19 protein-coding genes are annotated in these 26239 nt (G+C 59.0%); 11 read left to right on the top strand and 8 right to left on the bottom strand.

Annotated features, from left to right (window positions below):
- Both AC07Z7_RS04925 and AC07Z7_RS04920 read left to right on the top strand, forming a co-directional pair.
- Positions 1-1380 (top strand): gluzincin family metallopeptidase (locus AC07Z7_RS04925; RefSeq protein WP_494765524.1); only part of this gene is annotated, 1380 nt, incomplete at its 5' end.
- Positions 1381-1382: 2 nt separating this feature from the next.
- On the top strand, positions 1383-2762 hold the full coding sequence (locus AC07Z7_RS04920; protein WP_494765523.1) for an MBL fold metallo-hydrolase: 1380 nt from the start codon (positions 1383-1385) through the stop codon (positions 2760-2762).
- A gap of 302 nt (positions 2763-3064) precedes the next feature.
- Here AC07Z7_RS04920 and AC07Z7_RS04915 read toward each other — a convergent pair whose 3' ends face one another.
- The 5 genes from AC07Z7_RS04915 to AC07Z7_RS04895 all read right to left on the bottom strand — a co-directional run bounded on the left by AC07Z7_RS04915 (position 3065) and on the right by AC07Z7_RS04895 (position 8301).
- Positions 3065-3727 carry a hypothetical protein gene (locus tag AC07Z7_RS04915; protein ID WP_494765522.1) on the bottom strand — a complete coding sequence of 221 codons (663 nt, stop codon included), beginning with the start codon at positions 3725-3727 and terminating at the stop codon, positions 3065-3067.
- On the bottom strand, positions 3724-4107 hold the full coding sequence (locus AC07Z7_RS04910; RefSeq protein ID WP_494765521.1) for a hypothetical protein: 384 nt from the start codon (positions 4105-4107) through the stop codon (positions 3724-3726). Before AC07Z7_RS04910 ends, AC07Z7_RS04915 begins: the two co-directional genes overlap by 4 nt.
- 2 nt (positions 4108-4109) lie before the next feature.
- On the bottom strand, positions 4110-5168 hold the full coding sequence (locus tag AC07Z7_RS04905; RefSeq protein WP_494765520.1) for a hypothetical protein: 1059 nt from the start codon (positions 5166-5168) through the stop codon (positions 4110-4112).
- 540 nt (positions 5169-5708) lie between these two features.
- Entirely contained in the window at positions 5709-7067 is a 1359-nt protein-coding gene (locus tag AC07Z7_RS04900; RefSeq protein ID WP_494765519.1) for a nucleotide-binding domain-containing protein, read from the bottom strand.
- A complete protein-coding gene (locus AC07Z7_RS04895; protein ID WP_494765518.1) occupies positions 7060-8301 on the bottom strand; it encodes an SAVED domain-containing protein in 1242 nt (413 codons plus the stop codon). Before AC07Z7_RS04895 ends, AC07Z7_RS04900 begins: the two co-directional genes overlap by 8 nt.
- A 652-nt stretch (positions 8302-8953) precedes the next feature.
- Between AC07Z7_RS04895 and AC07Z7_RS04890 the strand changes: the two genes are divergently transcribed.
- The 7 genes from AC07Z7_RS04890 (at position 8954) to AC07Z7_RS04860 (ending at position 18655) form a co-directional block, all read left to right on the top strand.
- Positions 8954-9811, top strand: a complete 858-nt coding sequence (locus AC07Z7_RS04890; protein ID WP_494765517.1) for a WYL domain-containing protein — start codon at positions 8954-8956, stop codon at positions 9809-9811.
- Positions 9793-11259 carry a Wadjet anti-phage system protein JetA family protein gene (locus AC07Z7_RS04885; RefSeq protein ID WP_494765516.1) on the top strand — a complete coding sequence of 489 codons (1467 nt, stop codon included), beginning with the start codon at positions 9793-9795 and terminating at the stop codon, positions 11257-11259. The genes AC07Z7_RS04890 and AC07Z7_RS04885 overlap by 19 nt, the downstream gene beginning before the upstream one ends.
- Positions 11256-11948 (top strand): DUF4194 domain-containing protein, encoded by a 693-nt coding sequence (locus AC07Z7_RS04880; RefSeq protein ID WP_494765515.1) that lies wholly within the window; start codon positions 11256-11258, stop codon positions 11946-11948. Before AC07Z7_RS04885 ends, AC07Z7_RS04880 begins: the two co-directional genes overlap by 4 nt.
- The gene (locus AC07Z7_RS04875; RefSeq protein ID WP_494765514.1) at positions 11935-15387 is read left to right on the top strand and encodes an SbcC/MukB-like Walker B domain-containing protein; all 3453 of its coding nucleotides are present in this window, start codon (positions 11935-11937) and stop codon (positions 15385-15387) included. Before AC07Z7_RS04880 ends, AC07Z7_RS04875 begins: the two co-directional genes overlap by 14 nt.
- Positions 15384-16568 carry a Wadjet anti-phage system protein JetD domain-containing protein gene (locus AC07Z7_RS04870; protein WP_494765513.1) on the top strand — a complete coding sequence of 395 codons (1185 nt, stop codon included), beginning with the start codon at positions 15384-15386 and terminating at the stop codon, positions 16566-16568. Before AC07Z7_RS04875 ends, AC07Z7_RS04870 begins: the two co-directional genes overlap by 4 nt.
- Before the next feature lie 373 nt (positions 16569-16941).
- Positions 16942-17298, top strand: coding sequence for a hypothetical protein (locus AC07Z7_RS04865; RefSeq protein WP_494765512.1), 357 nt, complete (start codon positions 16942-16944; stop codon positions 17296-17298).
- A 289-nt stretch (positions 17299-17587) separates the two neighbouring features.
- Positions 17588-18655, top strand: a complete 1068-nt coding sequence (locus tag AC07Z7_RS04860; protein WP_494765511.1) for a hypothetical protein — start codon at positions 17588-17590, stop codon at positions 18653-18655.
- Positions 18656-19005: 350 nt separating this feature from the next.
- Here the strand turns inward: AC07Z7_RS04860 and AC07Z7_RS04855 are convergent, their stop codons facing one another.
- A complete protein-coding gene (locus AC07Z7_RS04855; RefSeq protein ID WP_494765510.1) occupies positions 19006-20238 on the bottom strand; it encodes a hypothetical protein in 1233 nt (410 codons plus the stop codon).
- 924 nt (positions 20239-21162) lie between these two features.
- On the opposite strand from AC07Z7_RS04855, the gene AC07Z7_RS04850 reads away from it, so the two are divergent.
- A complete protein-coding gene (locus tag AC07Z7_RS04850) occupies positions 21163-22149 on the top strand; it encodes an SGNH/GDSL hydrolase family protein (protein ID WP_494765509.1) in 987 nt (328 codons plus the stop codon).
- A 297-nt stretch (positions 22150-22446) separates the two neighbouring features.
- On the top strand, positions 22447-24435 hold the full coding sequence (locus AC07Z7_RS04845) for a GBS Bsp-like repeat-containing protein (protein ID WP_494765508.1): 1989 nt from the start codon (positions 22447-22449) through the stop codon (positions 24433-24435).
- Positions 24436-24451: 16 nt separating this feature from the next.
- Here the strand turns inward: AC07Z7_RS04845 and AC07Z7_RS04840 are convergent, their stop codons facing one another.
- Together AC07Z7_RS04840 and AC07Z7_RS04835 are read right to left on the bottom strand one after the other, a co-directional pair.
- On the bottom strand, positions 24452-24892 hold the full coding sequence (locus AC07Z7_RS04840; RefSeq protein WP_494765507.1) for a hypothetical protein: 441 nt from the start codon (positions 24890-24892) through the stop codon (positions 24452-24454).
- Positions 24893-24913: 21 nt separating this feature from the next.
- Positions 24914-25510 carry a tetratricopeptide repeat protein gene (locus AC07Z7_RS04835; RefSeq protein ID WP_494765506.1) on the bottom strand — a complete coding sequence of 199 codons (597 nt, stop codon included), beginning with the start codon at positions 25508-25510 and terminating at the stop codon, positions 24914-24916.
- Positions 25511-26239 lie beyond the last annotated feature (729 nt).

The following is a 26239-nucleotide window of genomic DNA, read 5'->3' as shown; positions in this document are numbered from 1 at the left end:
TTCAGGGCCGAGCAGGAGCCTGCGAGGCCTTTTATCTTTACGAGCCTCTCGCATGACATCGTCGTGCACGAGACTACCCATGCTCTGCTGGACGGACTCCGCTCGGGCTTCATGAATTTCTCCGGACCGGATCAGGCTGCATTTCATGAAGGTTTCTCAGATGTTGTCGCGCTGCTGTCGATCTTTTCCCTCAAGGAAGTCGTTGAACTGGCCCTGACCCAGTTCAATGATGGCACCAACCGCGTCGCCATCAAGAGCAAGGGTAAATCTCTGATTCATCGAAGAGCGCTCACTGCCAGCGCTTTGACCGACGGCGCCCTCATGGGACTTGCGGAGGAGTTTGGGCGGGCGCTTGGTGGGATGCGAGCGAATGCTTTGCGTCGATCGGTACGAATCAAGCCCGCACGCGACTTGCTCGACTCTCCAGAGTTCCGAGAGCCGCATACCCGAGGCGAAATCCTCGCTGCTGCCCTGATGCGTACGTTCCTTCAGATCTGGCTGCGGCGCATCGAGGAGCTCGGGACCTTTGATGATGGGTACTACAACCTCGTTGAGGTTGCGGCCGAGGGAGCCAAGGTGGCTGACCACCTTCTCACCATGTCCATTCGAGCCCTCGACTACTGCCCGCCTTTGGACTTGGAATTTGGGGACTACCTTGCTGCACTGCTCACAGCGGATGCTGAAATTGCCCCCGATGACAAGCGGTACCACTATCGAAGCACTGTCTTGGAAGTATTTGGGTCCTTCGGAATAGAACCTCCCGTGAGTAGAACGGACGCGAGTGGCTGCTGGCTTGGCTTCTCGCAACATGCCTCTATCCAGTACCGAAGGACGAACTTTGAATCCATGCTCCGCGACCCGGAAGAGGTATTCCGATTCATCTGGGAAAACCGAGACGCACTGGGCGTCGACGAGCGGTCCTACACCCAAGTAGTCTCCGTACGCCCCAGCCTACGCATCGGGCCTGAAGGCTTCCTGTTGCGCGAGACCATCTGCGAATACGTCAGCCGCGCCAACATATTCGGGGCGGAGCTCAAGGTGGTTTGCAACGTGGATCCGCGACCACCAGGTGTGAACTCCAATACGGCACTGACCGTCTATGGCGCAGGCACACTTGTGTTTAACCAGTATGGCCAGTTGAAGTACCACATCGCCAGGCAAATGAACGATGGTCAATGGCAGCGCAAACGGCTTGAGTACCTTGTCGGAGAGCCCACGGAGGATCCCGAGATAGGTAGTGCCTTTGCCAATCTGCATCGGATGCGAGCGCACTGCGCTTCTTGTGATGACACAGGCAAACGGCAGAGAACTTCGTCCATTCCGCGAGCCAAAAGCGCACAACCTGTATCGCGTCCGATCAAAGGCCATTTAGGAGGCTAGGTATGAGTACGAACAAGGCGCGTGCGAAGACCGGCACGGGCGCAAAGCATCATGCTTCGACGAAGTCCGCCAAGAGCCCGACTCATCTCAATCTGTTCGCCTACCAAGTAGGCTTTGGCGACTGCTTTCTGTTGCAGTTCGTGTACGGGGATGGTGACTCAGACAAGCGGCATGTGCTCATTGATTTCGGCACCACTGGAGCGCCGGAAGCGGACAGTGGAAAGCTAATGCAAAGAGTTGCGGAAGACATCAGGGAGAAATGTCGGGGAGCACAACTGGATGCTGTTGTGGCCACACACCGACATGCCGACCACATCAGCGGGTTCGCCACGAAATCCAACGGTAATGGCTCCGGAGACATCATTCGTGCACTTCAGCCGCGCCTTGTGTTACAGCCTTGGACTGAAGATTTGACATTGGCAACGGACGCTACGGGGCCACGCACAAAAAATGCGAAAGCCACCTCTGGAAGCACTCGGGCGTTTAGCGCACTTCAGGCCATGAATAACGTGGCGGAGCAGGTCGTCAAATTGGCCGCCGAAAAGCCAGGAGGACTACCACGAGGCCTGGCTGAACGGCTTGATTTTTTGGGGCGGGACAACACCAAGAACCTATCTGCTGTCGAGAATCTGGCGGACATGGGCAAGGCTGGAAAAAGCTCGTACGCGTACTACGGTATGGAGGATCCTCTTAAGGATTTGCTACCCGGTGTGAAAACCCACGTTCTGGGGCCGCCCACGGTGGATCAAAGCGCAACCATCAAGAAGCAGCGCGCCACGGACAACGATGAGTTTTGGCATTTCCATGCTCGTGGAGTGTCCACGGCAAACTCAATCGACGGCAATGCGCATGGGCCATTTGCTGCAAGCTATGTTTTCGCCAAAAAAGGCAAGCTACCGCGAGAGGCACGCTGGGCAGCGAAGCACATCACCAATGCTCGCGGCAATCAGCTTCTTGGCATTGTCACCATGCTGGACAAGGCGATGAACAACACCAGTCTTATCTTGCTTTTCGAGGTGGGTGGAAAGCAGTTGCTGTTTCCTGGTGATGCGCAGATCGAGAACTGGTCATATGCACTTGAACAACCCGGGATTGCGGAGATGCTGGCAGATGTTGACCTCTACAAGGTCGGGCATCACGGGAGCCTGAATGCCACGCCCAAGTCACTTTGGAAGGGCTTCAACAAGCGTGGAAACTCCTCAAAAAAGAACCGCATGACCTCCGTTCTATCGACGATGGCAGGCAAGCACGGCAGCGAAGAGAAGCGAACAGAAGTTCCAAGGAAAACGCTGGTGGATGAGCTGAAACACGATACGCATTTTCACTCCACCCAAGAGCTTCCAATCGATAGGTTGTACACACACGTCCGAATCGATTTCTGATCAGGGACTTGATTCTGGGAGCTGCATGGCACTTAAGATCCCGAACAATTTGCGAACAGCGTGTAAGCTGCAACTGATTGAGGGCAAAGCAGTTGTCCGCGACTTGTTGCTGCTGCGACGTCTTGGGGCCTTCGAGAGATCGCTTTATTGCAAGCCGTACGCTTTCATCGTCAACATCTAGGCCACAAATTGCGTTTGGATTGCTCCGCGCGACAGATGGTCAGCTTGGCTGCACGGCCTCGGAGGACTTTCTAGTTAGCTGACCAGTTGGGGCCGGCTTGAACGAGTTGACCGGCCAAGCGCTACGGCTTTGTCTTGGCGGTCTTCTTTGCCGCCGAGGTTCTGGCCGACTTGTCCTTCGGCTGGTGGTAAAGCGACACTGCCATCGTACGGACGGTGAAGTCAGTTCCTGGGCCTTCGAGCTTGTGCGTTGAGTAGAAGGCGAGCTTGTTCTTCGTGCAGTCGATGCACGGGTGACCGTCAGCAGTCAGCTTAGTGCGCCATCCATTCAGCTTGCCAAGCGCGTCCGCGGTTTGAACCATATAGAAGAGCAAGCCGCCATGGTCGTGCGCAAAATTGCCGGACGCCTGCACGTACCTCGTGGCCAACTGCAGGAACCCTTCCTTGAAGTTGCCGTCCTTCTTTGCCTCGCCGATCCAGGAGTGATCGCCTAGCCGGATCGACAAGTCGACGTGCCCACCCGTCTTTGTGTCGTGGGTAGCCTGGTAGCCCTTTTGATTCAACCCAACTAGGATGTCCTGGCTGATGCGGTCTTCGCCGTCCTTTTGCCTCAACTCAGGTGTGGCCTGCAGTGCATAGATTGACTCATCCAGGTCAGTGTACAGCTGCGAAACGAAATCCTGGTATGTGCCTTCCTCGCTGATCCACTCACGGCGTAGTGCCGCCTGGACGATGCGCTTGCCAGCGAAGCGCTGGAACTGCTCAAGTGTCGTCTGTTGCGTCACGCAGCATCCTTGCTCTGAAGCCGCACGCCAGGCGTAAAGCACATCAAGATTTCAGACTCTGGGATAGGTTCACCGAAGTGCGGGTGAATCACCGCCTCGCCCTTGGAGTAGTGTGCGATTTCGTCTTCCGGCAGCTCGAAAAACTGGTCGTCGAACTCGTACATGAGGCAAATTTTGAGAACCTTGAGCTTGGGGTTCGTCAAGTAAAGCAGGGCCTTGGATACAAGTGATTCGTCACTCGCCTCGGACAACTGTGCCAGTTCAGCGAACGAGTAGTGATCAAGTTGGTAGGAGCGCGTCGATAGGGCATGCCAAACGTGCAGGCACGCTCGCATCACGCCGGGCTCTGCCGCCCAGTCGTCCCGGATCACGCCGTCCACGTTCACTTGTTCCTGCGCTTGATGTGGTGCAGTACCTGGCTGGTTACGAAGTCGAAGTCCGCATCGTCGGTGCAACCGACGATCTCCGCCTCAGTGACAGCAGTCAGTTTGCCGGAGTAGATCGCGCGGGCGTTACCCCTGATCTCTAGGTCCAGTTCTGCCTTTGGGGGTTTGGCCGCCCAAGTGATCCCGATCGCGTAAGGATCAACGCGGTCTACGTGCAGCTTTCCGCCAACGTGGAACGCATCCTTGCGGAAATCCTTGGTTTTGTTCCTGTGGAGCTGACCGCGATTGTTCGAGGACGAGTCTTTGCCTGTAGCAACGAACCCCAGCGCAGTGACACGACCGCAGCTCTCGTCGATGTACATGGGGTTGATGGCAGGGTGGAGGTTCATGAGACCAGCCCCGGCGGCGCCGTGTCCGATGAACTTCTCGGAGGCGCGGTTGAGTTCACCGACCACTCGCTGGAAGGCAGGCGTCGCCTTGTCCTCCGTCATGCCAGGTTGGAAGTCCACACGGACCTCAACCAGCTCGGAGTTGGTGTCGATAACTACGGTGTCGAAGCACGGCACCGACCGCGTGCGGACGCCAATAAGTTCGTCATACTCAGCAAAGACCTTTTGCTGCGACGCCGTCATCTTCGAGATGTCCAGCGGCTCGCGGTGGGTGTAGGCGCGGGTGCTGAAATACTGGAGATACAGCTTGCCGTTCTCGGAGTCAGCCGCGATCAGCCTGGGGGGCGCTTGCTTGTACGGCTCGAGCCCCGCTTCGCTGGTTGGTGCCGCTAAGATCGAGAAGGGGCGACGCCGCAGGACGCCGGCCAAGTCGGAGGCTGCTGAGCTGCCGGCCCACGTGAGGATGCGGGCGCGTTCTTCCTTGTTCCGTTCGCGCAGGTCGAAGAAGCTGACGCGCTTGTTGCCCACATATGTGTGTTGCTCGGCGACAGCAGCAAGGGACTTGAAGGCGGTAGTCCAGATCGCGTCGCTGTAAGCGTCCTCGCGAACGCCAGCGAGAGTCTCGGACCAGCCCCTGCTGGTGTGCAGGCTGGTGGCAGAGATCAAGGCTCGGGCATGCTTCCACTGCAAGCGTGTGGAAAGCAACTCCATCACAGTCACAACCTGGCCACGGAGGGCGGACGGTTTCTTCCCTTCGGTCGACATAGCACTCATTGGACTCCCCATCGATTCTTGTTGATTTCTACTGCGCATGGTACTCCGGCCGCGGCCGTCATCGAACCCGGTTCGGCCCTAATTCAGTAGTACCAAAACTTGCTCTGGAATGGGCGAGCAGCGAGGGGCACTCCGGATTGGTGACACCGGGCGGACGCATCCGCTGAGTGGCAGCCGTCCGGGGCGGCAGCGTCCATTGCCTACTAGGGGGCGCACCGAAAGGCGTGTCCTAAGAACGATTGCAGTCCCAGCACGGTGGGCGCACCACATTCACTTTGGATCGACGGGCGCCGCACTATCGAAGGTCAATTTGAGACTTGGCCGTGGAGAAGCGCGACAAGGCCAGCAACTGCGCCAAGCCAATCCACTTGGTTTTGTAATCCGTGGGGATAAGCGCGCCTAGATCAAAGAGCGATTCCGGCGCCGCCCCGGCTAGAAGAACCGGCGGCCGGGACCAATTCGCACTAGGTGCTCACCACGACGAACGGTTACGCCATCCTTGATGACCTCGCAAATCATCTTGTGACGCCCCTTGTAGGCGGTGGAGGTCCAGTACGGCTCATTCGCGCTCTTCATGGTGTCGTGCTCTAGCGCACGGTCTTCCTTGGCCTCATGGCCTTCGTTGCGCACTGCCCATCGCACGTCATAGGGCGGCACAACCCCGTCCGGAACCGCTGTGAATCGTAGATGGACCCCTTTGGGCAGGGCTGTCGAGTCGCTCTTGTGCTGCTTGTAAACCGGTCCCTCACTTTTCTTGGCCAGCCAGCACTCGATAGCGAGGCCAGTGGAGCTCAGAGTCGAGCGAGCGGCATCCTTCTTGGCGTCAGACCAAAAGTCGTGCCAGAAGATGGCGTCCCAGGCATCCATGGCCTGCTTCAGCGTGCAGTCGGCGTGGCTGAGGACGTCCAAGCTCGGCAGCTTGGCTTCGAGCTCATCGCGCAAGCGTTCCACCTCGCGATGGCGCCGGTCCAAGGAGGTGAAATAGACGCCCGGCAGCACCGGATTTTCGACATGTGCCGAACTTTTCAAGCGTGCCAGAAGCGCCTTCAGTGTGTTGACTAAGGCAAGATCGTCCCGCATCGGGTCCTGCTTGTACACCTCACACACAAGGGTGGTGATGATGATGCCTCCGGGCAGTGCCCAGGCCGAGCGTGAACGAGCGAACGCCTTCACGAAGCGAACGATACGACGCAGTTGGCCCGAAGGGACCGCGACTTTGTAATTGAGCGCCGTGTGAAAAACTGTTGGCGGGCTCTTGGAGTCGACCTGGTCCGTAAACCAGTTGGTGTACGCCATTGGATCGCGTGCGGTCCACTCGTCGCCGCCGGCGTGCTCGACAACTGTATTGCCCAGCCAGTCTGTGCGACGACGGTACACAGCGAAGTCAATGTGGTATCCGTCCGAGTACCACACTGTTACTGCGTTCTTTCGCGCGTCCGGGTCCTTGCTGAAGTTTGTGCCCTTCATCTTCTCCTGAAGGGCATCGCGCACCCGCATGCGAGCGTTGGCGGCACCTGCAGGCAGATCGTCCTTCTCGAAGATGACCGCTACGTCGATGTCGTAGTCCGTGTGATCGCACTGATTCAGGGTGTGCATTGCGTAGCTCCCCTGGTTCTTGTACTCCGAGTAGGACTTGTAGACGACGCCGTTCTTCTCCCCAAGCAGCTTGAGCCCATCGGTAATGCGCTGCAGGTTCAGGTCACGGTAGCCAGCAAGGTCGTTGCGCAGCTTGGTACCCAGGCGAACGTGGTTCTCATAGAAGGAGTTCAGTTCAGCAGATGCATCAAACACGGGGCTGGCCTTCCGAAATCCAGAGTTGACCGAGAGCACCGTCCGCGGCCACCAAATCGACCGCCCAGTGGTAGGGCGGGGTGCTTCGTTGCGAGTAGTTATAGGCCAGCACCGAGCAGTGCATAGTCTGACTGACCATCTGGCCAAGCCGGAAGGACACCGAGATCGGGGTGGCCGCGAACACGTGTTGCACCGTCCCCGGGTTCTCGTTGTGGATGTGGTCAACAGCCTCTCGGAACTTGTTCGCTATGGCTCGTGCCTGATCATGGTGAGTGACGACGCCGCGCCGCGGGTCGGCAATACGAAGTACAAAGTGCCGATACGGCTTGGTGATGGTCTGGTCGATGTCGGCCTTGGCCACGCGTGCGCTGACCTCCACCTGAATAACGGCGTGCCCACCACCGACCGGGCCGCCCATGTCCACCAGCTCTACACCTAGGTCTGGGCCGGCATCGTCCAGAAGCGGCTCCCACTGGCCTGAGGCAGCATCTAGCTCGTACAGCTTGATTGCCTGTTTGGTTGACGCTGCTGCGCCCGCGTGCATGGTCAGCGGGATGTGCGCGATGCCGAAATAGGCCAACATGGCATTGGGGAGAGCTCGCAGCTGTGCGGTAATGTCGCGGAACAGATTGCGCTGGCTAGCGAGCGCTGCCCTGGCGTCCAGTACGCCGCCTTCGTAGTGCATTGAGGCATCCATCTGTATTGGGTAGAAGCCCTCGGCCGCCGCTACAGCATCCACGGTCCGGAACTGGGCGTTGCCGTTCTGGAACGACTGGTGACAGATGGCGATGAGCTCCTCACGCACGTCGATTTCAGAAAGGGCAATTTGGAGCGCGCGGAAATGCTTTCGTGCCACTTTCCGGTGATCTTGGAGAAGCCCGAGCAGCTGGTCCCAGCTGTAGACATCTACGCCAAACAGTCCGTTCTGAATGTGCGATTCAGTGATGCTGCGCGCTTCCTCCTGCACCTTCACGTCAGTCTCGCCACTGGTGACCAAGTAGTAGTGCGTAAGTGCCGGTTTGAAGGTCAAAGCCTTCTTCACCTCCGCCTGCAGCTCGTCGATGGTCACCGCATTGCCGTAGCGTGCGTCTTTGCCTTTGCATTGAACCCCCTCTAGCCCACCGGTGCGCGAGTTCGTCCCGAAAACGTCGACCCCGGCCTGCGCCTGTCCGGCACGGCCATTCGCCTGCGCGCGAGGGTCGTTCCAGACAGCGCTGAACAGGTCGCGGTTCAAGCGTTCGAACGCTTGCCAGTCGGCCGGAGCTGGGAGGTGATATGAGGAAAGCGGCACTTGTGGAGGTCCGGGGCGGAGGCGGGCTTGTCAGCCGCGCGTTGGTTGAGATTAGCCTTGTGCCGACACTATATATAGCGTCTTTGGTCACATCAAGCGCTATGGGTAGTGGTTGGCCGATGGATAACCGTTGCTAAGAAAATGCGTTACCTGTACCCACTCACAATGCCAGGCAGCAGATCTTCGAGTCGCCGCCCTGATCCTTGGTAACACCCACGTCACCAGCTCATCAGATACCCGCCGACCGACCGAACTAGGTGCTGGTGCGGCGAATGGCCGCTGTGTGTCGGTCACCGTGCTGTGGAAGCGCGTCAGTGAACGGCAGCAACCGCTGCGAAGCCGACGCCAGGCTGCTTGCCCCCGGTGACCTGACAGAGACGGGCATCAATCGCCTCGCCCATCCGCCTTTCGAGGATGGCCTGGTTGACGGCTGCAGCGCACCTCTGTAGTCACTCAGCATAGACAAGCCTGGCCACGCGTCGAAAAGTATCCCTTCTACCCGGAGCGAGTGGCGGAAGCCATCCCGGTAGCACACGAGGTTTAGATGGTGTATATTTTTATATGATATATTTTTATACACCATAGAGCCGACCTGATGAGCCTAGCCAACCTCTTCGAGAAAAACCGCTACAAGGTCATGCGTCGCATGGCTCTATGGGAAGGGCGGCTAAGCCGGGGTCGACTTATGGACGTCCTCGGACTGAGCGGCATTCGAGTGAGTCAGCTTCTTCGAGAAGTTCGAGAAGAAACCCCTGACTGGTTCGAGTGGGACAGTAAAAGCAAATCCTACTTTGTCACCCCTGTTGCCTACAAAAAAGCCCAGGCCGATCTCAAGGCTGGCACATCAGACCTCACCCTGGCTGCCTACCTTGCAGAAGCGGACATCCATGCTGACCTCGCCCCAGGTGCTGGACCCGTCGCGGTTGCTCCGTGGGGCTTCTCCCAGGTCAACCCCAGTACCTTCTCCCGCATCCGCCTGGCAATAGAGCAGGGCACGCGCCTGAGCCTGGACTATCGGTCTATGCGCACACCGGAGCCACACCCGCGCACCGTAGAGCCGCACAGCCTGGTGCAGGCCGGCCGGCGCTGGCACATGCGTGGCTACTGCCTGGAGACCGGTGACTTCCGGGACTTCGTGCTGGGGCGTATCGCGAAGCTGTCCATGCTGGACCAAAAGGCCGAATCCACAGTCGCAGAAGACACAAAGTGGAACGCTGTGGTGAAGGTGCGCATCCAGGCGCACCCCAAGCTGACACCTGGCCAGCAGGACCTGGTCCGCAGCGAGTATTTTGAGGGGACTGCGGCGCGCGTGCACAGTTGCCGCGGCGCCCTGTTGCCCTACCTGGTCCAGGAACTGCGGCTGGCCCTGGACGTGGCCAAGGAATTGCCGCCTGAGTACCAGTTGGCGGTGGAGAACGTCGAGGAGGTACGCAAATGGCTGTTTCCAGCGTAACCCCCGCCTCCATGGCGCTGTTCCAGCGCATCCCGGAGCGCCTCTTCGGGCCCCTAGCCTCGCAAAACCGCCATGGCTACTGGGCGCTGCTGTGCCACCTACACCGTCGGCGCTTCGGCCCCGACGCGCCACTGCCGCCCAGCTACGGCTTCCTGCAGCGCGATGTCATCCAAGAGATCGAGGACCACCTCAAATACGTCGACGAATGGCAGCCCGAATCTTGCGATCAGCCCGACACGCCACTGAACATCCGGGCCATTGGCATCTTCAATCGCCTGGTCGATGCGGGATGGTTCCGCTTGGAGAGGTACGGCATTGAGAAGACCGTCAACATGGCGCCGGCCGTGGGCCAGCTGCTGACCCAACTGATCAACTTCGCAGAGACGGGCCCAGTGTTCGTGTCCGGCAAGATCCGCGCGATCGACGCTGCCGTGACCCAGGTGCACAAGGGCGAAGCCAGCGGCGACCTGCTGCGCGAGGCGGCCGAGCAATGCCGCAACCTGTTGGTCTACATCCGCAACACCAGCACCAATGTGCGCGACCTGATGGCCGCCATCGGCGCGGAGCCCACCACTGCGCAGTACGTGCGGTCCTTCTTTACTGCCTACGTCCAGGAAGTCTTCATTGGAGACTACCAGGAGCTGCGCACAAGAGAGCACCCCTTGTCCAAGCGCCAGCAGATTCTGGAAGCTGTCACCGACATCGACACGCAGCCCGAGCAGCGCAGCCGTTTGCTGGACTGGTATGTGAATCGTCTCTCCAATGGGGATGATAAGAAAGGCCAGGCCGCCTTCCAGCGGGACCTCCAGCGTCTCTACGAGCTTGACCGGATCGAAGAGTACCTGGAGCGCCTAGACGAAGAGATCCGGGTCGCCAACCGGCGCGCGCTGGCCTTCTTGGAATACAAGCTGCGCGCGATCCGCCCCATCGACAACCTGCTCCGGCAGACGATGGACCGCCTGCTCGCAAATCCCGAGATTGATGTTGCCCCCGTCTTCCCGCCGGATACCCTGATGGGCGGCGCCCGCTTGGCCCAGCCACGCAAGGAGGTGCCGCGGCTGGCGCCCATGCCTTTGCGCCAGGTGATCATCTCAGACCGCACGCGCGCGATCGGCAACTTGGTGCGCCGCGCCCAGGAGCGCCGGTCCATTACGCCCATGAAGCTGCGCGCCTATGCAGAGAAGGTGCTGCAGAACACGACCGCCGCCGGCAGCGACACCCTGCCTTGTGGATCCATTGAGGACTTGCGCGCCTTCCAGGCCTTGACCAGCGTGGCCATGGCCACCAATTCCCGGATCCCCAGACTGGAGATGGAAGGTCGGGCATCGGCCCCGGGCATGGAGCTGCGCTACACCAGCGACGAAGCCGCCGAGCACCCGTATTTGAGCGGCAAGCCATTCACACTGAGTTGGCGTAAGCGCCAGACCAAGAACAGGGAGACCAAATGAGCAACTCTCGGGATTGGGAGGGTCTGGCCAGCAGGCTGGACTGCGTCTATACCGTCGAAGACTTCGAGACTGCCGCCTACCGGCTAGTGGCTGAGCAGGTGATCTACCACTCCGACCGCAGCAGCCGGGTGACTTATGGAATCCTGGACCTCTACGAGCGCGAGTTCGCCAAGGTGCTGGCGCCGCTGGGTGTGTCCCTATCGATCAACCGGCAGCTGCGCTATGTCACGGCACTCCCGCGGCACGCCAAGGCTGGAACTGCGACCGTGGCTCAGACACTGTTTGCCTTGGTGCTGCGCGGCTTGTACGACGAAGGCGTGCGCGCCGGCGGACTCACCGAAGACGGCGAGGTCCTGTGCGACTACATCGAGCTACAGGAGAAGTTCCACCTCATGACCGGGCGCGACCTTCCCACCCGCGGCGAGCTCGACACGCTGCTGCGCTCCGCCAAGCGTTGGGGTATCGCCCGGCGCCTGGAAGACGATGACAGCGGCCATCTCACCGCCTTGCAGGAGCAGTCGGCTGGTGGCGTGGCCATCCGTCCGGCCATCGTCGACGTGCTGGGCGAGACGGCCCTGATTCGGCTGGCGCAGTGGGGCGCAGTCAAGGACGAGGCGCATGTGGAGGGGGCAGCCGGCGAGCCAGTAGCGATTGAGGACAACCAGGGGATGAACAATGAAGCGGCTTGAGAGCGTCAAACTGGTGCAGTTCCTGTTGTACGAGCAGCAGGAATTCCGTCTGGAAGAAATCACCGGTCTATTTGGCCGCAACGGCAGCGGCAAGAGCTCGGCGCTCGATGCGGTGCAGATCGCCATGATGGGCGCCAACAAGAACCAGATGCACTTCAATGCGCAGGCCGACAACAAATCCCACCAGCAAAGCCGCACCCTGCGTTCCTACTGCCTGGGCCAGTACGGTGACACCATCGAACAGTGCGCACGGCCGCAGGCCACTACCTACATCACGCTGGTCTGGCGCGACACCGAGACCAATGAGCCGGTTTCCATGGGCGTGTGCATTGAGGCCTCACTGAGCAATGAGGCAGAAAAGGTGCTGGGGCGCTACGTCATCCGCGGCGTGGAGCTGACCATGTCTGAGCACCTGCAGACAGTGGATGGCGCGACCATGCCGCTGCCCTGGAGCAGTTTCCGTCACCGGCTTCTGGAGCAATCCAAAGTCACCGGTGAGGAACCGCTGTTTGACGATGGTGCCAGCTATGTCAAGCAAGTGCTGTTCATGCTGCGCGGCAAGGCGGGCTCGGCGTCCTACGATGCGTTCGCGCGTGCCTTCCGCTTCGCGCTGCGTATGAGTTTCTCCAAATCCGTGGACCAGATCGTCCGCAATGACGTGCTGGAAGACCGCCCCACCAATATCGCCCGATTCAAGCAGCTGGTGGAGACCTTCAAGCGGATCAACCTATTGGTCGAGGGCGTCGAGCTCAAAATCAAGCAAGGCCAGGAGGTCAGCAAGAACTTTGAAGCTGCACTGGCCGAGGCGCGCAAATCCGCCACGTGGACGGGACTACAGGCCTCCGCGGCGTACGAGCTCAGCAACGTGGCCCACGAAATGCTGACGGGGCAAAAGTTTGACCAAGAGGGCGTGTTCGAAGAGTGCACCAAGGCCAGCACTAAAGCCGATCAGGCGCTGGAGGCCTGGACCCGCGAAGTGGCTCAACTGTCAGGCCTGCAGCAAGCCCATGCGGACCATGCCGAGAACGCGGGCGCCCAGCAGGATCTGGCGCAGGCGCAAGCAAAAACCGCCCGCCAGGAAAAAGATCTGAAGGCGGAGCTGAGCAGCTTCCGACAGCTGCTCCAAAACACCAGTTCCAACGGCCTACTTACCCAGTGGCAGCCCGCGCTTGCGCAGGCCGCACAGCAGCTTGGTGCGTTCTCCTGGGAGCAGAACCAAGTCGACCAGGATGCGCTGGGCCAGATCATCCGGAACCTTGGAGAAGCGCTGAAGGCCGCTGGTGCACACCTGAATGAGGAGCACGACGTCGTCAAGGAGCAGCTACGGATCGCCAAAGAGCGTCTCAATACCATCGGCCTTGGCATGGAGCGCGCCAATACCAACCGCGCGCAGGTCAGTACCCCTACGGCTTTACTGATGCATGAGTTCGCGGACCACGGATTGCACCCCACCCCCGTCTGTGACCTGGTGAAGGTGACCGATCCCAAATGGCAGCCAGCGATCGAAGCTTATCTGGCCAAGAACGTGGAGGCCATTCTGCTGCGGGACTCGCGGGAGGAGGAAAGAGCCTTTGGCATCTACCAGTCCTTGCAGGGCAAACGCAGTATCTACGGCGTCAAGATCGTGCGCTCCGACCGAGCCCGGCCTGGGCAGGGCCAGCCGGCCGCCGACACGGCGGCCAGCCTGATACAGGGCAGCAACCAGGTGGCCGTGGCCTACCTGCGTGGCAAGCTGGGCAACCTCAAACGCGCGAATTCCGCCCAAGAGGCGCTGCGGGGCGAGCGAACCCTAACCCTGGACGGCATGCTGGTGGGGCCCGGAGACTTTGAGCGGCTACGCCTGGTGCCAGAGGCGGACCTGCAGATCGGCGCCGGCGCCAAAGGCCAGGTCGACGGACTCAGGGCCGAATCCCGCAAACTGAACCAACAGGTTGCTGACCTTCAAGGGCGCCAGGGCGACATTGATCGGATCCGCCTGGCGGTGCAAAGCTTGTCGTCCCCTGAGACCCTGCGCCTCCTACTTGGATCTGCCCGCCAGCTGGGCGAAGCGCTCACCGAGAGAGAACTCGCCGAGAAACGTATCGCTGGAAGCACCAGTGCCGAGTACCAGGCCCTGTCCGCCAAACTACGGGAACTGCAGGCGCGCAAGCCTCAGCTGGACACAGATTCCCGCAAAGCCCGTGATGCCGTTGTGCGGGCCGAGACAGAACTGGAGAGATTGACCAGAGAATGCGCAGCCAAGCTGCAGGAGCTCCAGGGCAAGCGCACAGTGCACGAAACCTGCCGCAGCCATGCCGACTATGACCCGGAATATGCTTCCGATCGCTGGGACGCGCTGCTGGAGCAATATGGCGACGACTACCAAGCCATGGCCAACCAGTGCGAAACCCAGTCCAGACGCTGTAACACCGCCATGACGCGGCATCTGGGCCCGGCCCAAACGCTGCTTGGGACCTTCCTCACGGAGCACCGCGAAGCTATCAGCGATGAGGTGACGTCCGACTGGCGCAAAGCCAAGGAATGGATGGAGCAGCAAGTCAGCAGGCTGCAGAACACGGAGCTACCCCAGTACAAGGCCCAGGCGCAGGAAGCCTATCTTGCCTCGCAGAACACCTTCCGCCAGGACGTGGCATTGGCCCTCCACGCCAACCTCAAGTACCTGACCACCACCTTCAAGCGCTTGAATGCTGCGCTAAAAGCCTCCCCCGCCTTCACCAATGGGGAGCGGTACCAGTTCCAGGCCAAGGTGCGCCCAGACCTAATGCCACTGAAGAAGTTCATCGAGAACATCGCCGACTTCGGCGCCGACGGCAGTCTGTTTGGAGATGCCGGAGAAATCCCCGCCCAGTTCGCGGAGCTGTTGCGCGAGAAAACCACCACCGGCAATGCCGCGGTTAAGAGCCCGCTGGATGACTATCGGGAGTTCTTCGAGTTCGATATCGAGATTGAAACCGACGACCCGGTCACCGGCGTCACCAAGACGGTCGGGCACCTGAGCAAGCGCATTGGCCCCGGCTCCGGTGGCGAGCACCGCGCGCCGCTGTACGTGATCGCCGGCGCGGCGCTGTCCTCCGCCTACCGCATGGATGAGAACAACCAGGATGGTTTGCGGCTCATCCTGCTGGACGAAGCCTTTGACAAGATGGATACGCCCAACATCGTGGCCACCATGCGCTATCTCGAAAAGCTCGGTCTGCAGGTGTTGCTGGCAAGTCCAGGGGAGAACCTGCCTACGCTGACTGCATTCCTGCACCGCTACTTCGAAATCATGAAGGACGAAACCCGCCATGTGATCCAAGTGGAGGAGCGCAGGGTTAGCGAAGCCATGCGAGAGCAGTTCCGAGAGGATATGTGGGAGTACCACCCTGAGCTTCTGGAAGCTGAGCTGTTGGCCGTCCGCCAGGAGTCCATTGCACAACCTGCTGATGCGACCCCATGAGTGCAGGCACCATCGCCAAGGACCTGTTGGCCAAACTGTTGGATGCCGGCGACAAGCACGCTGCCGGCGCCCGTGCGCGCGCACCCGCGCTGACAGCCATGCACCTGAAGCCCTACAGGGAACTGCGGAGCTGGCATCAAAAGCAGGAATGTGATGAGACCTTCCTCGCAGCGCGCGACGCCGGCGCCGTTATGTTGCAGCGTGACAAGCTGAATCCGAAGGATGGATTGATTGAGCGCATTGACCTAGTGGACGTCCAGGCACTGGCTCGGTTCCTGGGACGCAGAACCTATGCGGACCAATTGTCAAAGACCATTGGGCGGCTGGAGCCGCTGAAAACAGAGTTCCCAGTAATTCTGGACGTGATTGGGCTCTGGACTGGCATGGCAAAGATACGCGGCTTGGGCCCGCAGGTCGCGGGCGCTTGGATCGATGCGGCCAAGACCATTCGAGCCTGCAAAGCACGTAGCCAAGACACGATTGCCGCCCCGGTGCGTGAATTTAGTGCTCGACTGTTTCTAGACAGCAAGCGGATTGAGGCGCTCACACCTCAACTTGACATTCTGCTGAGTGGCAGCGTTGAGGACAGCCCAAGGGCTGCGGCCCAGGTTTGGCAGGAACTGGGCCTTTTCCGGGAGGAGCATCCTGTGCTGTTGGCAGGGCATGTGCACATCGCGCGTGATCGCTCGACCGGGTTGATTGATGCGCCCTACATGGGACTACCGGCGGCAACCATTCTGGGAGCACGCAGTTTGGTCACTGAGGTCATCACCATCGAGAACAAGACCACGTTTCACAGTGAAGCCAAACGCCGACAGGACGACAAGGTACTTCTGATTTACACAGCGGGCATGCCCTCGCCGGCTTGGCGCGCAATGTACGGGCGTGTGCTGGAGAGCCTGCCGCCGACCACTCCGATCTATCACTGGGGTGACGTTGACGAGGGAGGGTTTCGAATCGCTTCGACGATCGCAGGTGTAGCGCGAAGGGCTGGTTTCTTCTTGCAGCCTTATGGGATGTCACCAAAGGATGTGCCACTGAATATGCGGGTCAAAGCTTCGACACGGACCTTGGAGCGCATTCACCACTTCGCGTGTGCGGCAGGATGGCCCGAATTAGGGCAGGCGATGCGTGAGGCCGGGTTCGTTGCAGAACAAGAGGCGCTCGAACGGGAGGAGTAGATGGCGTGACGCGAAGGGTCACTCTGCCCTTGTGCCCTGGAATATTCGCAACATGGCGACAATTAGCGATGGCCTCTAAAGCTGCAACGAGTCGATGTCGCCAGTCAAGAGGATGAGGGGTTGGTCAGTCGCAAGGCGCCAGGCGGGTCGTGGATGATCTTCGAACGTGGTATTCCAAGCTGCCACTCGTGCAGAAGCAGTCGGCGGACCCAATGGCCGCTATTTGACCGTGAGCATGTGTGGCTCCTCATGCTGTAGAACCCACCTCCGGCGTGGTAGCTTGCAGGCTGCAAGAGGTAAGTCGGGTGTGCGGACTCTCGATGCGGTGGGCGGCAGTGATGTCCTACACGTACGCGTATCCGGAGCCTGCAACTTGGCGGGACTCCGCAAGCTGTCGACCTCGCTCGGGGCTGCACGCGCCAAAGCGCGGGCCGTCCTTTGGGACGCGGCGGCATTGAGGATCGAGCCCACCGAGGAGGACATTCAAGCGTTGCATGCCGACGGCTTCATGGGCGAGGCGCTGCAGGAGCTGCGCGAGCTGCAAGCCGGTACCGAGCCTGAACTGGCGCGGGACGCGATCCTGGCGCTGGCTAGGTCCCTGGTCGTGGAGCTGGCGCATGAAGCTCAAGCGGTTGAGAATCGAGAACTTCAAACGCTTCCGGGCGTCCTTGGAACTGCGCGACTTCACCGACGGACTGAACCTGTTCGTTGCACCGAACGAGGCGGGTAGCTTAACGCTGAAGGTGGCCTGCACTTGCGCTGATTGCAGCTCTTGGTAGCGGCGGATTTGTGAAATCGTGCCGCCTAACCATGGGTCATGGACCACGCAGTTCTGCTGCCGTCATTTTTCCGTTGCAAGATCTCGGTGACTTGGCATATTGCGGTCAATCCCCTGATCAAACGGAAGTGAGGCTCCAACGATGAGAATGCATGCATGTCTTCTGGCGCTGGCAAGCGTACTGGCCTCTGTCAGTGCAAGCGCCCAGGTGTCCATCACTACCTGGAACATGGAGCACATGATGAGCTCCAAAGTGTTCAAGGAGTGGCGTGCCTATTGCGAGCCTCTTGGCTGGGTTGAACCTGCCAAGGGAGTGGAAAAACCCAAGCACCTCACCTACTGCAACGCACTGAACGGCAAGACCATGAGTGGCAAGTCAGAGTCGCTGCCGCTTCATACGGAATCTGACTACGCCAAGAAGCTCCAGGCCCTGAGCAGCGCCAGGATGGCATTGAAGTCCGACCTGTTCGCGCTCCAGGAAATCGGAGATGAGGTGGCCGTGGCCGAAGTGTTCCCTCCGGCAGAGTTCGATGTATATTTCTCCAAGCCCAAGAATCCGGACGACACCCTGGCTCAGAACATAGCCTTCGCGGTCCGAAAGGGTGGCAAGGTGAAGGTGGTGAAGGCCGAGCCATATGACGCGCTGGGAATCATGAGCTTCGAGGGCAGAAAGATCAGGCCGGGCCTTCAGCTGATTGCCGACATCGAAGGCACCAAGGTGGCGTTTCTCAACCTGCACCTCAAGGCGGGCTGCCGCAGCGAGCCCTTGGGTGATGAGAGTCGTGTCCACGCCTGTGGCGACTTCAGAAAGCAAGTCCCTCCGCTGGAAGCCTGGGTAGAAGCGCAAGCGAAGGCCAAAAGGGACTTCATCGTTCTTGGCGACTGGAACCGCACCTTGCTGGAAAGTGATTTGACCCCGCAACAACGACAAAAAGGGACGAACTACGACACCAAGCATCCTGCGCGGATCGACACCAAGGACAGTGCAACATCCCTCTTGCTACCCTCTGTCAAAGTCGGATCCATGCTGAGCGAGATATCCGACAACGAACCACCGGGCGCGAGCTTGGTCGTTGCGCGATCGGAAATCAACGCCCGAAAGAAGACTGTGGAAGGCGAAGAGTGGGACCAGGTGTGCCATCTCGGCATTGACCACTTCGCACTATCTCCGTCACTGGCGAATCGCTTCACCAAGGAAATGCTCGTAGCCAAGGGCCAGGACTATGGGGACGCTGCCTACGTGCGCGACAAGGCCAGGCCATCAGATCACTGCCCTTTAACGCTCGTGATCCCGGCCGCCGTACGCTAACCCCGCATTGCCTGCTTCATGCGTTCAGCCGCCAAATGGGCGGTTGAGCAACGGTCCGCGCCCCCGACGCCACCCTCGGAAGTTCCGGCGGCAACAGGCCGCTCAAGTGCGCCAGGAGCCAGCGACGGGCCAGGCGCTCAATTGCGACTAGAACGGGGTCGGAAGTGCGGGGGGGCAACATCACTTACCAAGAGCCCCCGGACCAGATAGCGCTACCTTGAGCAAAAGGAAGCTCTACCAGCGTGGTGACGAGTCTTCCTGCATCGCTAGGACCCTGGTCACTGTCCCGCAACCCAGCAGCGTGCCCCAGGTGTCTTCATGACACCTGGGGCACGCTATCAGGGGCTTCTTCAGGGCGTATACGAAATGTTCAAGAACTGATGAAGAATCGTGTGCTTCTCAGGATGGATGGCGGTGAACAAAGGCGTGTTGTTGACCACTTCGAAGTTGTCCCCCACGTTCTGGCTCCCACTGACATCAAAGAAGCTGTAGTAGGCGTTGAAGGGAATGTAGTTGCCGACCCGGGCGATGACCTTTGGGGGGCGAGGCTGATTGGCAGGCGTTTTGTCCAGATAGGTTGGGTTGGCCAGCGAGTCGATCCAGGTATAGACGGCCTTGCCTGCGATGTTGCCTTGCCCATCGAAGCCCGCGCAGTAGTCGGCGCCCAGGACGATCCACTTTCCGCTGCTGGCATGCTTTCTGACATTGTGGGCGTAGAGGTGTGAGCAGGCGTTGGCGGACTCCCAGAAGATATAGGGCTGCTGAGGGCCGCCGTTCCCCTGATAGGTCCCTTGGCTTACTGTGGTCCATCCAGCACCATTCCAATATTGCCAGCCGCTGGAAGAGGCCAGGTTGGATGTCCGGATCAGACTGACACCCAGCGCTTGTTGTCCATTGGATTTCTGGCTGGCGTTCGTCATGAACGCGTAGTAGTAGATGCCCTCTTTAACGATGTTGGAGGGGTGTGAAAAGCCATAGAACGGCGGGAGACTCGCGTTCCATGGCTCTGGAATCAGCACCATTCGGTTGGCGTTGCTGGGTGCGTTGTAGTTGATCGGATTCATTGCCCAGGTGTTGCCACCATCGGCGGAACTGATCCAGCCCAGTCCCCAGACAGTGGCGCCGCCGGCTGCCAAGAACGGGATGCCATTCACGAAATTGACCGATGAGTACCATTCGTGATGTGTGAGACCGTAGATGTTCGGGTACTGGACGTACGGTGAAAAAATCCAGTTGCGCATTTGGTAGTGGGATTGGTCCAGGTCCGAATCCCCTGGGGTGATGGTCGCACCATGAACCGTGTTGTTGGGCTCCATCTGCCAAAGATGGCGTGCCCCCCAGTTGTTCCCCGTCACCTTGATGCGGTAGTTCTGCGAGTGCGGGATCTGGAAGTAAGTCTCGGAGCCGAATTTGTAGGGGTTGATGGGACCGTCAAACCATGCGCCATAGGATGGCCCCGAGGCAGGAGCGCCATTGCACTGCTCGCTGATGTGCTTGTATCCGCACGCAGTCATCCACCCATAGTGATAGTTCCCTGCGATGCCGAACATGGGATCTATCGTTCCCTGGAAGGTAATGGTCATGTCGTCTGCGTGTGTTGCGGATGACATAGCCGACAGCGTCAAAAAGATGGCAGGAGCCATTCCAAAAACTCTCTTGAAACGCATTGCGCTCTCCCTTTCGTTTGTGAGCAGTCAGACGACTGCTTGGGTGTTCTAGCAGACGAAGATGTGAGCGTGTTAGCGGGGGAGGGAGTTTTTCAATTGCTTACGGGGCGTCACCTGGTGATGCATTTGTCTTGCCATCATCGGAACCCCTGTGAGGCCGGTCGGCTATGTTTAGCAGCGTGGTGAGAAGGCGAAGACGTGGGATGTTTGTGGTCAATGACCTGCCGCAACGAAGACCAGAACGCGGTATGAAATCCCATTCCTAGAACCTGCGCCCGGATTTTTCTTGTTCGAAACAGAGCGTAAAAAGCGGCACATTAAATTTGTCCCGCCGTTAGGATCGCTGCAAATTCTGAAGGACTCGCGGCAAACATGACCGCCGAGCCGCAGGGGGAGGAACAATCAATGAACAGCCTTCGTGCGTTCTCAAAATCCGTGGGCACAAGTGTCACGGTGGCCACCAGCCATGGTGTGCCGTTGAACACTGTTCAAGTGCAGACAGCCCTGCCACCTCGCCGGGCCTTGAGCAGTTCCAGCCCATCCACGACCGATGTGGGGCAGGCGGTGAACCGGGGTCATCGTCAATTCCAAGAGGCCTGAGCCAATAGGCCGTTGCATCCCATCGCTTAGGCACATCGGGCTCCATACACGGTGACTCCCCACAGCGAGAACACGTCCATGCACAGGGTCTCTGCCCGAAGAAACGCCCACCTTTCGCCTAGTACGTCGATAGCCAAACACTCTGCCCTGGACAGAAGTCTCTCCCTGGGGCGCGTGGGCATACACCCGTTTTGTTTTTATACCAATGAGTCAGTTCTAAACCGTCAGAAAGGGAAGTCTATGAAGATCATGAAAAAGTACGTGCTCAAAGTGTGCGCATCGCTGTTGTTGACCGTTGGCGTGGTCACGGCCAGCTACGCCGGCAAGATGCCGCAACTGGAGGCCAAGCTGGAGTCTGGGCAGAACACCAAAATTGTGTTCCTGGGGGACAGCGTAACTGGCGGGTACGGTGTGAACGGCGACTCCTACCCTCGCAAGTTCGCGCAGCTTTTGAAAAGCGAGTATCCGGGCTCCAACGTGCTCTACTACGGGAAAGACCTGCGCATCTGGCCAGCTGGGACTTATGGCGCAGGCCAGAACACCTGTTATCCCGCGTACTCCTTGGACAACCCCGTCAATCCTGAATACATCGGTGGATTCATCAACAGTGCCAGAACCATCACTGTGATTGCAGATGGCATTGGCGGTTTGAACCTGGGGCGTTTCATGGCCAGGTTGAAGAATGCACCCAGCGAAATCACCTACGACAACGCAGGGGCCAAAAACTTGTTTACCGCAGACGACCCGTTCCGCGCCGACGTGCCCTACACGGCAAGAGATGCTGATGCGGTGTTCATGATGTTCGGGATTAACGACAGCTTTGAGGTTGCGAATACGTCAACGCTCTTTCCCGAGAAAAAGGATGAGGGCCTGGCTTGCTATCAGCCCGTGCGATATGCGGGCATGTCTCTGTACACCCGCCCCATCTTCTATTCGGTCTTCCGCTACCAGTACCGACTGGCCATTGCAGCCGTTCGCCAGCAAGCCACTAACAACCCTGAAATCGGATTGATCACATCGAACCGGGTCGGTGATGTGGCGCACAACCAGCGCCTGACCACCTACTACTCCACACCGGCATCGCAGTTGGGATGGCCCACTTTTGATGTGACAGGTCTCTTCAACGCGCAGTCACAGGGCGTCTACAACAGCTGGATGCTTGATCCCTACCATCCCAACGCGACGGGACACCAACAGATTGCCAACCTGATTTTTTCCGAATATTGACTGCGGAGCCCGTGGTCGAGCCACCGAAAGCGAGGAGTGAAATTTCTCGATTTCTGGCTATGCCGGTGTGCACAGATGACTCATCTTCGAGTTACCCATGAGGTTGGGGTCAGACGGGATGGTGAGTGGTTTGAAGTGAAGTTCATGTAGAAGGGAGGCCTTGTGGTTCCTGTTTTTCGAGTTCTATCGACCTTTCTTGGGGCGTTGACAGTCTCCTTGACCCTTGTAGGAGAGTCTGCAGCTCAGACGTCTTGTACCGTTTCACCCTCTTCGCCGACGACGGCAAGTACAACTGGGGTGCTGCGCGTCACCGCGAAGAATGTTCCTTTGAATGTTGTTCGCATGGTGTTTCCGACTTGGGGGGCTTCTGGCGGTCAAGATGACCTTGTCTGGTACCAAGGGACGAACGCTGGCAATGGCGTGTGGTATGCCGATGTGGATCTAGCCCAGCACAAGGCAGGTGCCCCTGAGTTTGGTCGCTTCGACACCCATGTTTATGCGACGACCCATACGGGGGTGGAGTCACTTTGTGGCGCTACAACGTGGGTACGCGAAAGCCAAGTGACCCCAAGTTGTAGCTCAGCAGCTCCGGCGTTGCCATCGACATCGAGTACTTCTGGTTCCTTCAGAATTTATGCCTACGGCGTTAGTGGTGCGCAAAGCATGTCGTTTCCAACTTGGGGCGATGTGGGGGGCGGAGATGATCTTGTTTGGTATCCGGGAGTCTCTGCAGGAGGCGGTACTTGGTACGCAGACGTGGATCTTTCACGGCACAAACCAGGAAATCCCGAGTATGGAAATTTCCAAACCCATGTCTATGTCAAGTCTGCGACGGGGGACGAAAGACTGTGCGCTGCTGTTACTTGGCAGAGAGAGCAGCAGGCTGCTCCAAGTTGCTCAATAGTTGCACCTAGTGCTCCCTCTACCCTAGCCGCATCTGGTCTGTTTCGCGTATACGCGCACGGGGTGCGGAATGCTCAATCCGTCAAGTTCCCAACATGGGGAAGTAGCGGTGACCAGGACGACCTGGTTTGGTATGAAGGGGTTTCTGCGGGAAACGGTACTTGGTATGCGGATGTCAACCTTGCCAATCACAAACCTGGTCAACCTGAGTACGGGGAGTTCAATACTCATGTCCATGTGACCTCAGTCACAGGGGCGACCGCTATTTGTGGCGCCAAGTGGCATCGTCCGCAAGTGCTGGTGTTTCGCTCTTCAAACAATACCCAGAACGACGGCTGGCGGGATGATCGCGTGCTCTCAGACGGTCAACTGGCCATGGTTTCGGAGATCAGATCCGCTTTTTGCTCTCCAACTTGCCCCGCGGGGCGGTTCCGTGTCGGCATATCGTACGCAGTGGATCTTCTGGACACGCCTTGGCCTGGACAGGAGCAGAAGGTGCTGCAGGAGTTGGGTGCTTTGGTGGCCAGCGCCAAGGCTAACAACTTCTACTTCGCGATTCACGCCAACCACGAATGGGTTTTAAGAGTTGGTGCCAATCCATTTGGAGTATCAGCCGCAGACTGGGCTGAGTACACCAATTGGAACGAGCCTTTGAATCGGTTCTGGATCGGATGGGGTTCACCCATTCCTGAAATCGGTCTGAAGCCGAACTTTGAGAGTGCAGCTGTCAGGAGCAAAGTTCGAAACGATATTGCATTGATCAGTTCATTCATCGTCAACAACATCTTCACGGACCCCGCTGCCAAGGCTTTGTTTCTCGGCGTCGACTTTGGGTGGGAGACTGATGTTGGTATTGCGGAGAAGCCCGACGGAACCGCCAGCCGACTAGGCTACGCTGCTCTCGCTCGGCGTGTTAATCCAGCAAATGGTCAGCCGTTTGGTCCAGGAAATTTGCCTGGCGATTTTGAGGTTGAACTCGGCAATGTCGCCAGAGACTTCGTGAAGTTTGGCGCTGACGAGTACGTGCGTAATGGCGTGCCTCGCTCGTTGCTGTTTACGCACCTTGTGGCCAGCGCAGGGGACGATGCTGCGAGAGTGAAGCGCACTCCCCTGAACGTCGCACGTCTGCATGGCCTCAATTTTGGGGTGTCTTCTTTTGGCGGCCCATTCGCGCTCAATCGAATCAACGCCGAGAGGCAAGGAGGGCCGTGGACCGTGGCTGAAACGGACCCTCATACGGCATTGGCGGTTGTCAATGGCGGAGCCGGTGCTCCACCACCCGCTGTCGTCACGATCTTTACCTGGGGAGACTCAGTTCGTGCCGGCAACGGGTTTGGTAACAATGTGATTCCACAATTCCGCACATTGTTTGCGACACCTTAGGAAGCGAACGGGCCAGCTACTCTGGCCCGGTTGCAACCTGTTTGAGCAGCGCGTCGCCTGCGTGCAAGCTTTGCTCCCTCAGCTCTGGATCCGATTCAATCTGCTGCAGTACCTGCTCTACCACTTGAGAGAACTGGATATCGCTCTGGAACACAGCGCCCAGTTCTTTTTCCAACACCGCTTCCAGAAAAATCCGAAACGCCTTGCGCTTGCGCTCTGGGTCATCGGGCGAGATTCCTTGCAAGCGCTGGACCCACTTTGGCTCCAGCGCCAGTTGGGCGGTGATCTTGAGACCATCCTTTGGCGTTGCAAGCGCCTGCCAGTTCACGTCCTGTCCACCTGCACCCCGGGCCTTGGATTGCATGGGGGCCGGGTCTTTTGCTGTGCTGTGCTGCGCTTTGGCTTGTAGCTGAGCGCGCAGCAAAGCGCTTAGCGCGGACGTGTCAATGCGGGTCATGGCCGATCAGTTCGCAGTCACTCAGTGCAGCGATCCTTGCGTCTGATAGTTCGACAGCAATACATGGGCGGTATCGCCTTCCTCTGCGCCCGCTGAGTCATCCAGCGCCTGTGAAGGTGTTTCACCAGAAGGAGCTGTCAACTGGTCGATCTCCGCGATCACACGCCGAATATCTGCCGACATCGGTGGATTGTCTGTGTTCAGCTGAATGCCGGCCTCGAAGTGACTGCGCGCTGCGGAAAACTCATCGCGTGCCAGGGCGGCAAACCCTTTGATCCACTGGCAAATGGCCGTGTCGGGGTTGCCTTCCAACAGCGGTTGCCAGGTCAGGAACGCAGCAGGCACACGCCCAGACGAAAACTGAAGCAGCCCGAGCTGATACCGTGCCACAGGCAATCCAGGTGCGAGCAGCACGGCCGTAGAGAAGCTCGCCTCTGCCTTATCTATCCTCCCCAAGGCGGCGTACTCGGCGCCCATCAGGAAGTGCGCCCATGCGGAAATCTCGGGGTCCCTAGTGGCCTGCGCAAACAGGCTCAGCGCAAGGTCGGCATCACCGCTGGAGCTGGCTTCAATCGCTTGGGCAAGAAGTGGGGGGAGGTCGCAGGGCAGGGTTTGCATGGGGGATCGGCGAGAAAGTCTGACGCAGCAGGATACGCGATATCTAGTGCGGTCTTGGAGGATGGGATGTCGCGAAATGGCGCCTAGCGCGGTGGGCTGCATGCGGGGGGATTCTCGGACATGCAAGCCTACTGGAGCTTTGCTGAGGCAACTGATGCGAGTACGCGGAGTGTCTGCGGCGGTAGGTGTCCGGCCGTGCGCGTGGGAGTCTGGCATCAATTTGATAGCTGCTCGCGATTGATGGGTGCACGGTAGCGGCCAGTTTCAGTTGCATGGCGCGGGTGCAGTAGCTCAACGAGGCGGGGTTCGTCTGGATCCGTTGCACATGCAATGCCTCCTGACTGTCATCCTGCTGGCCTTTTGTTGGCGTCCCCGCCTGCGGCGACTCTTGCTGGTGAACCTGCTGGTGCACTGGTGGTTGTGCCTTGGCCCATTGAAGCCCAAGCGAACGGCGTGGCAACGGCGCAGGAAGGCCAAGGTTGCGGATTGATGTGGCGGGTTACAAGGCTCATGGAGCCCTGCCGTCCCGCAAGAAGCGAGTATGGGTGTTGGCCGAAGTCCTGCGGCTGGCTGTGCATTTGCGAACCCCCCCGAGCCATCGCCCACAACTTCAATCGCCTGCATGGCCAGCGGATGACGATGGGCAAGACCTGGGTGCATGCGCGGTGCAAAGAGAATGGTGAAGCCACCGCTGCGATGCGCCGGGGCATGAGGGGCAAGCCCCCTCGG

Source organism: Acidovorax sp. GW101-11A03, assembly GCF_059424825.1.
This window is presented reverse-complemented; position numbering and strand designations above follow the sequence as displayed.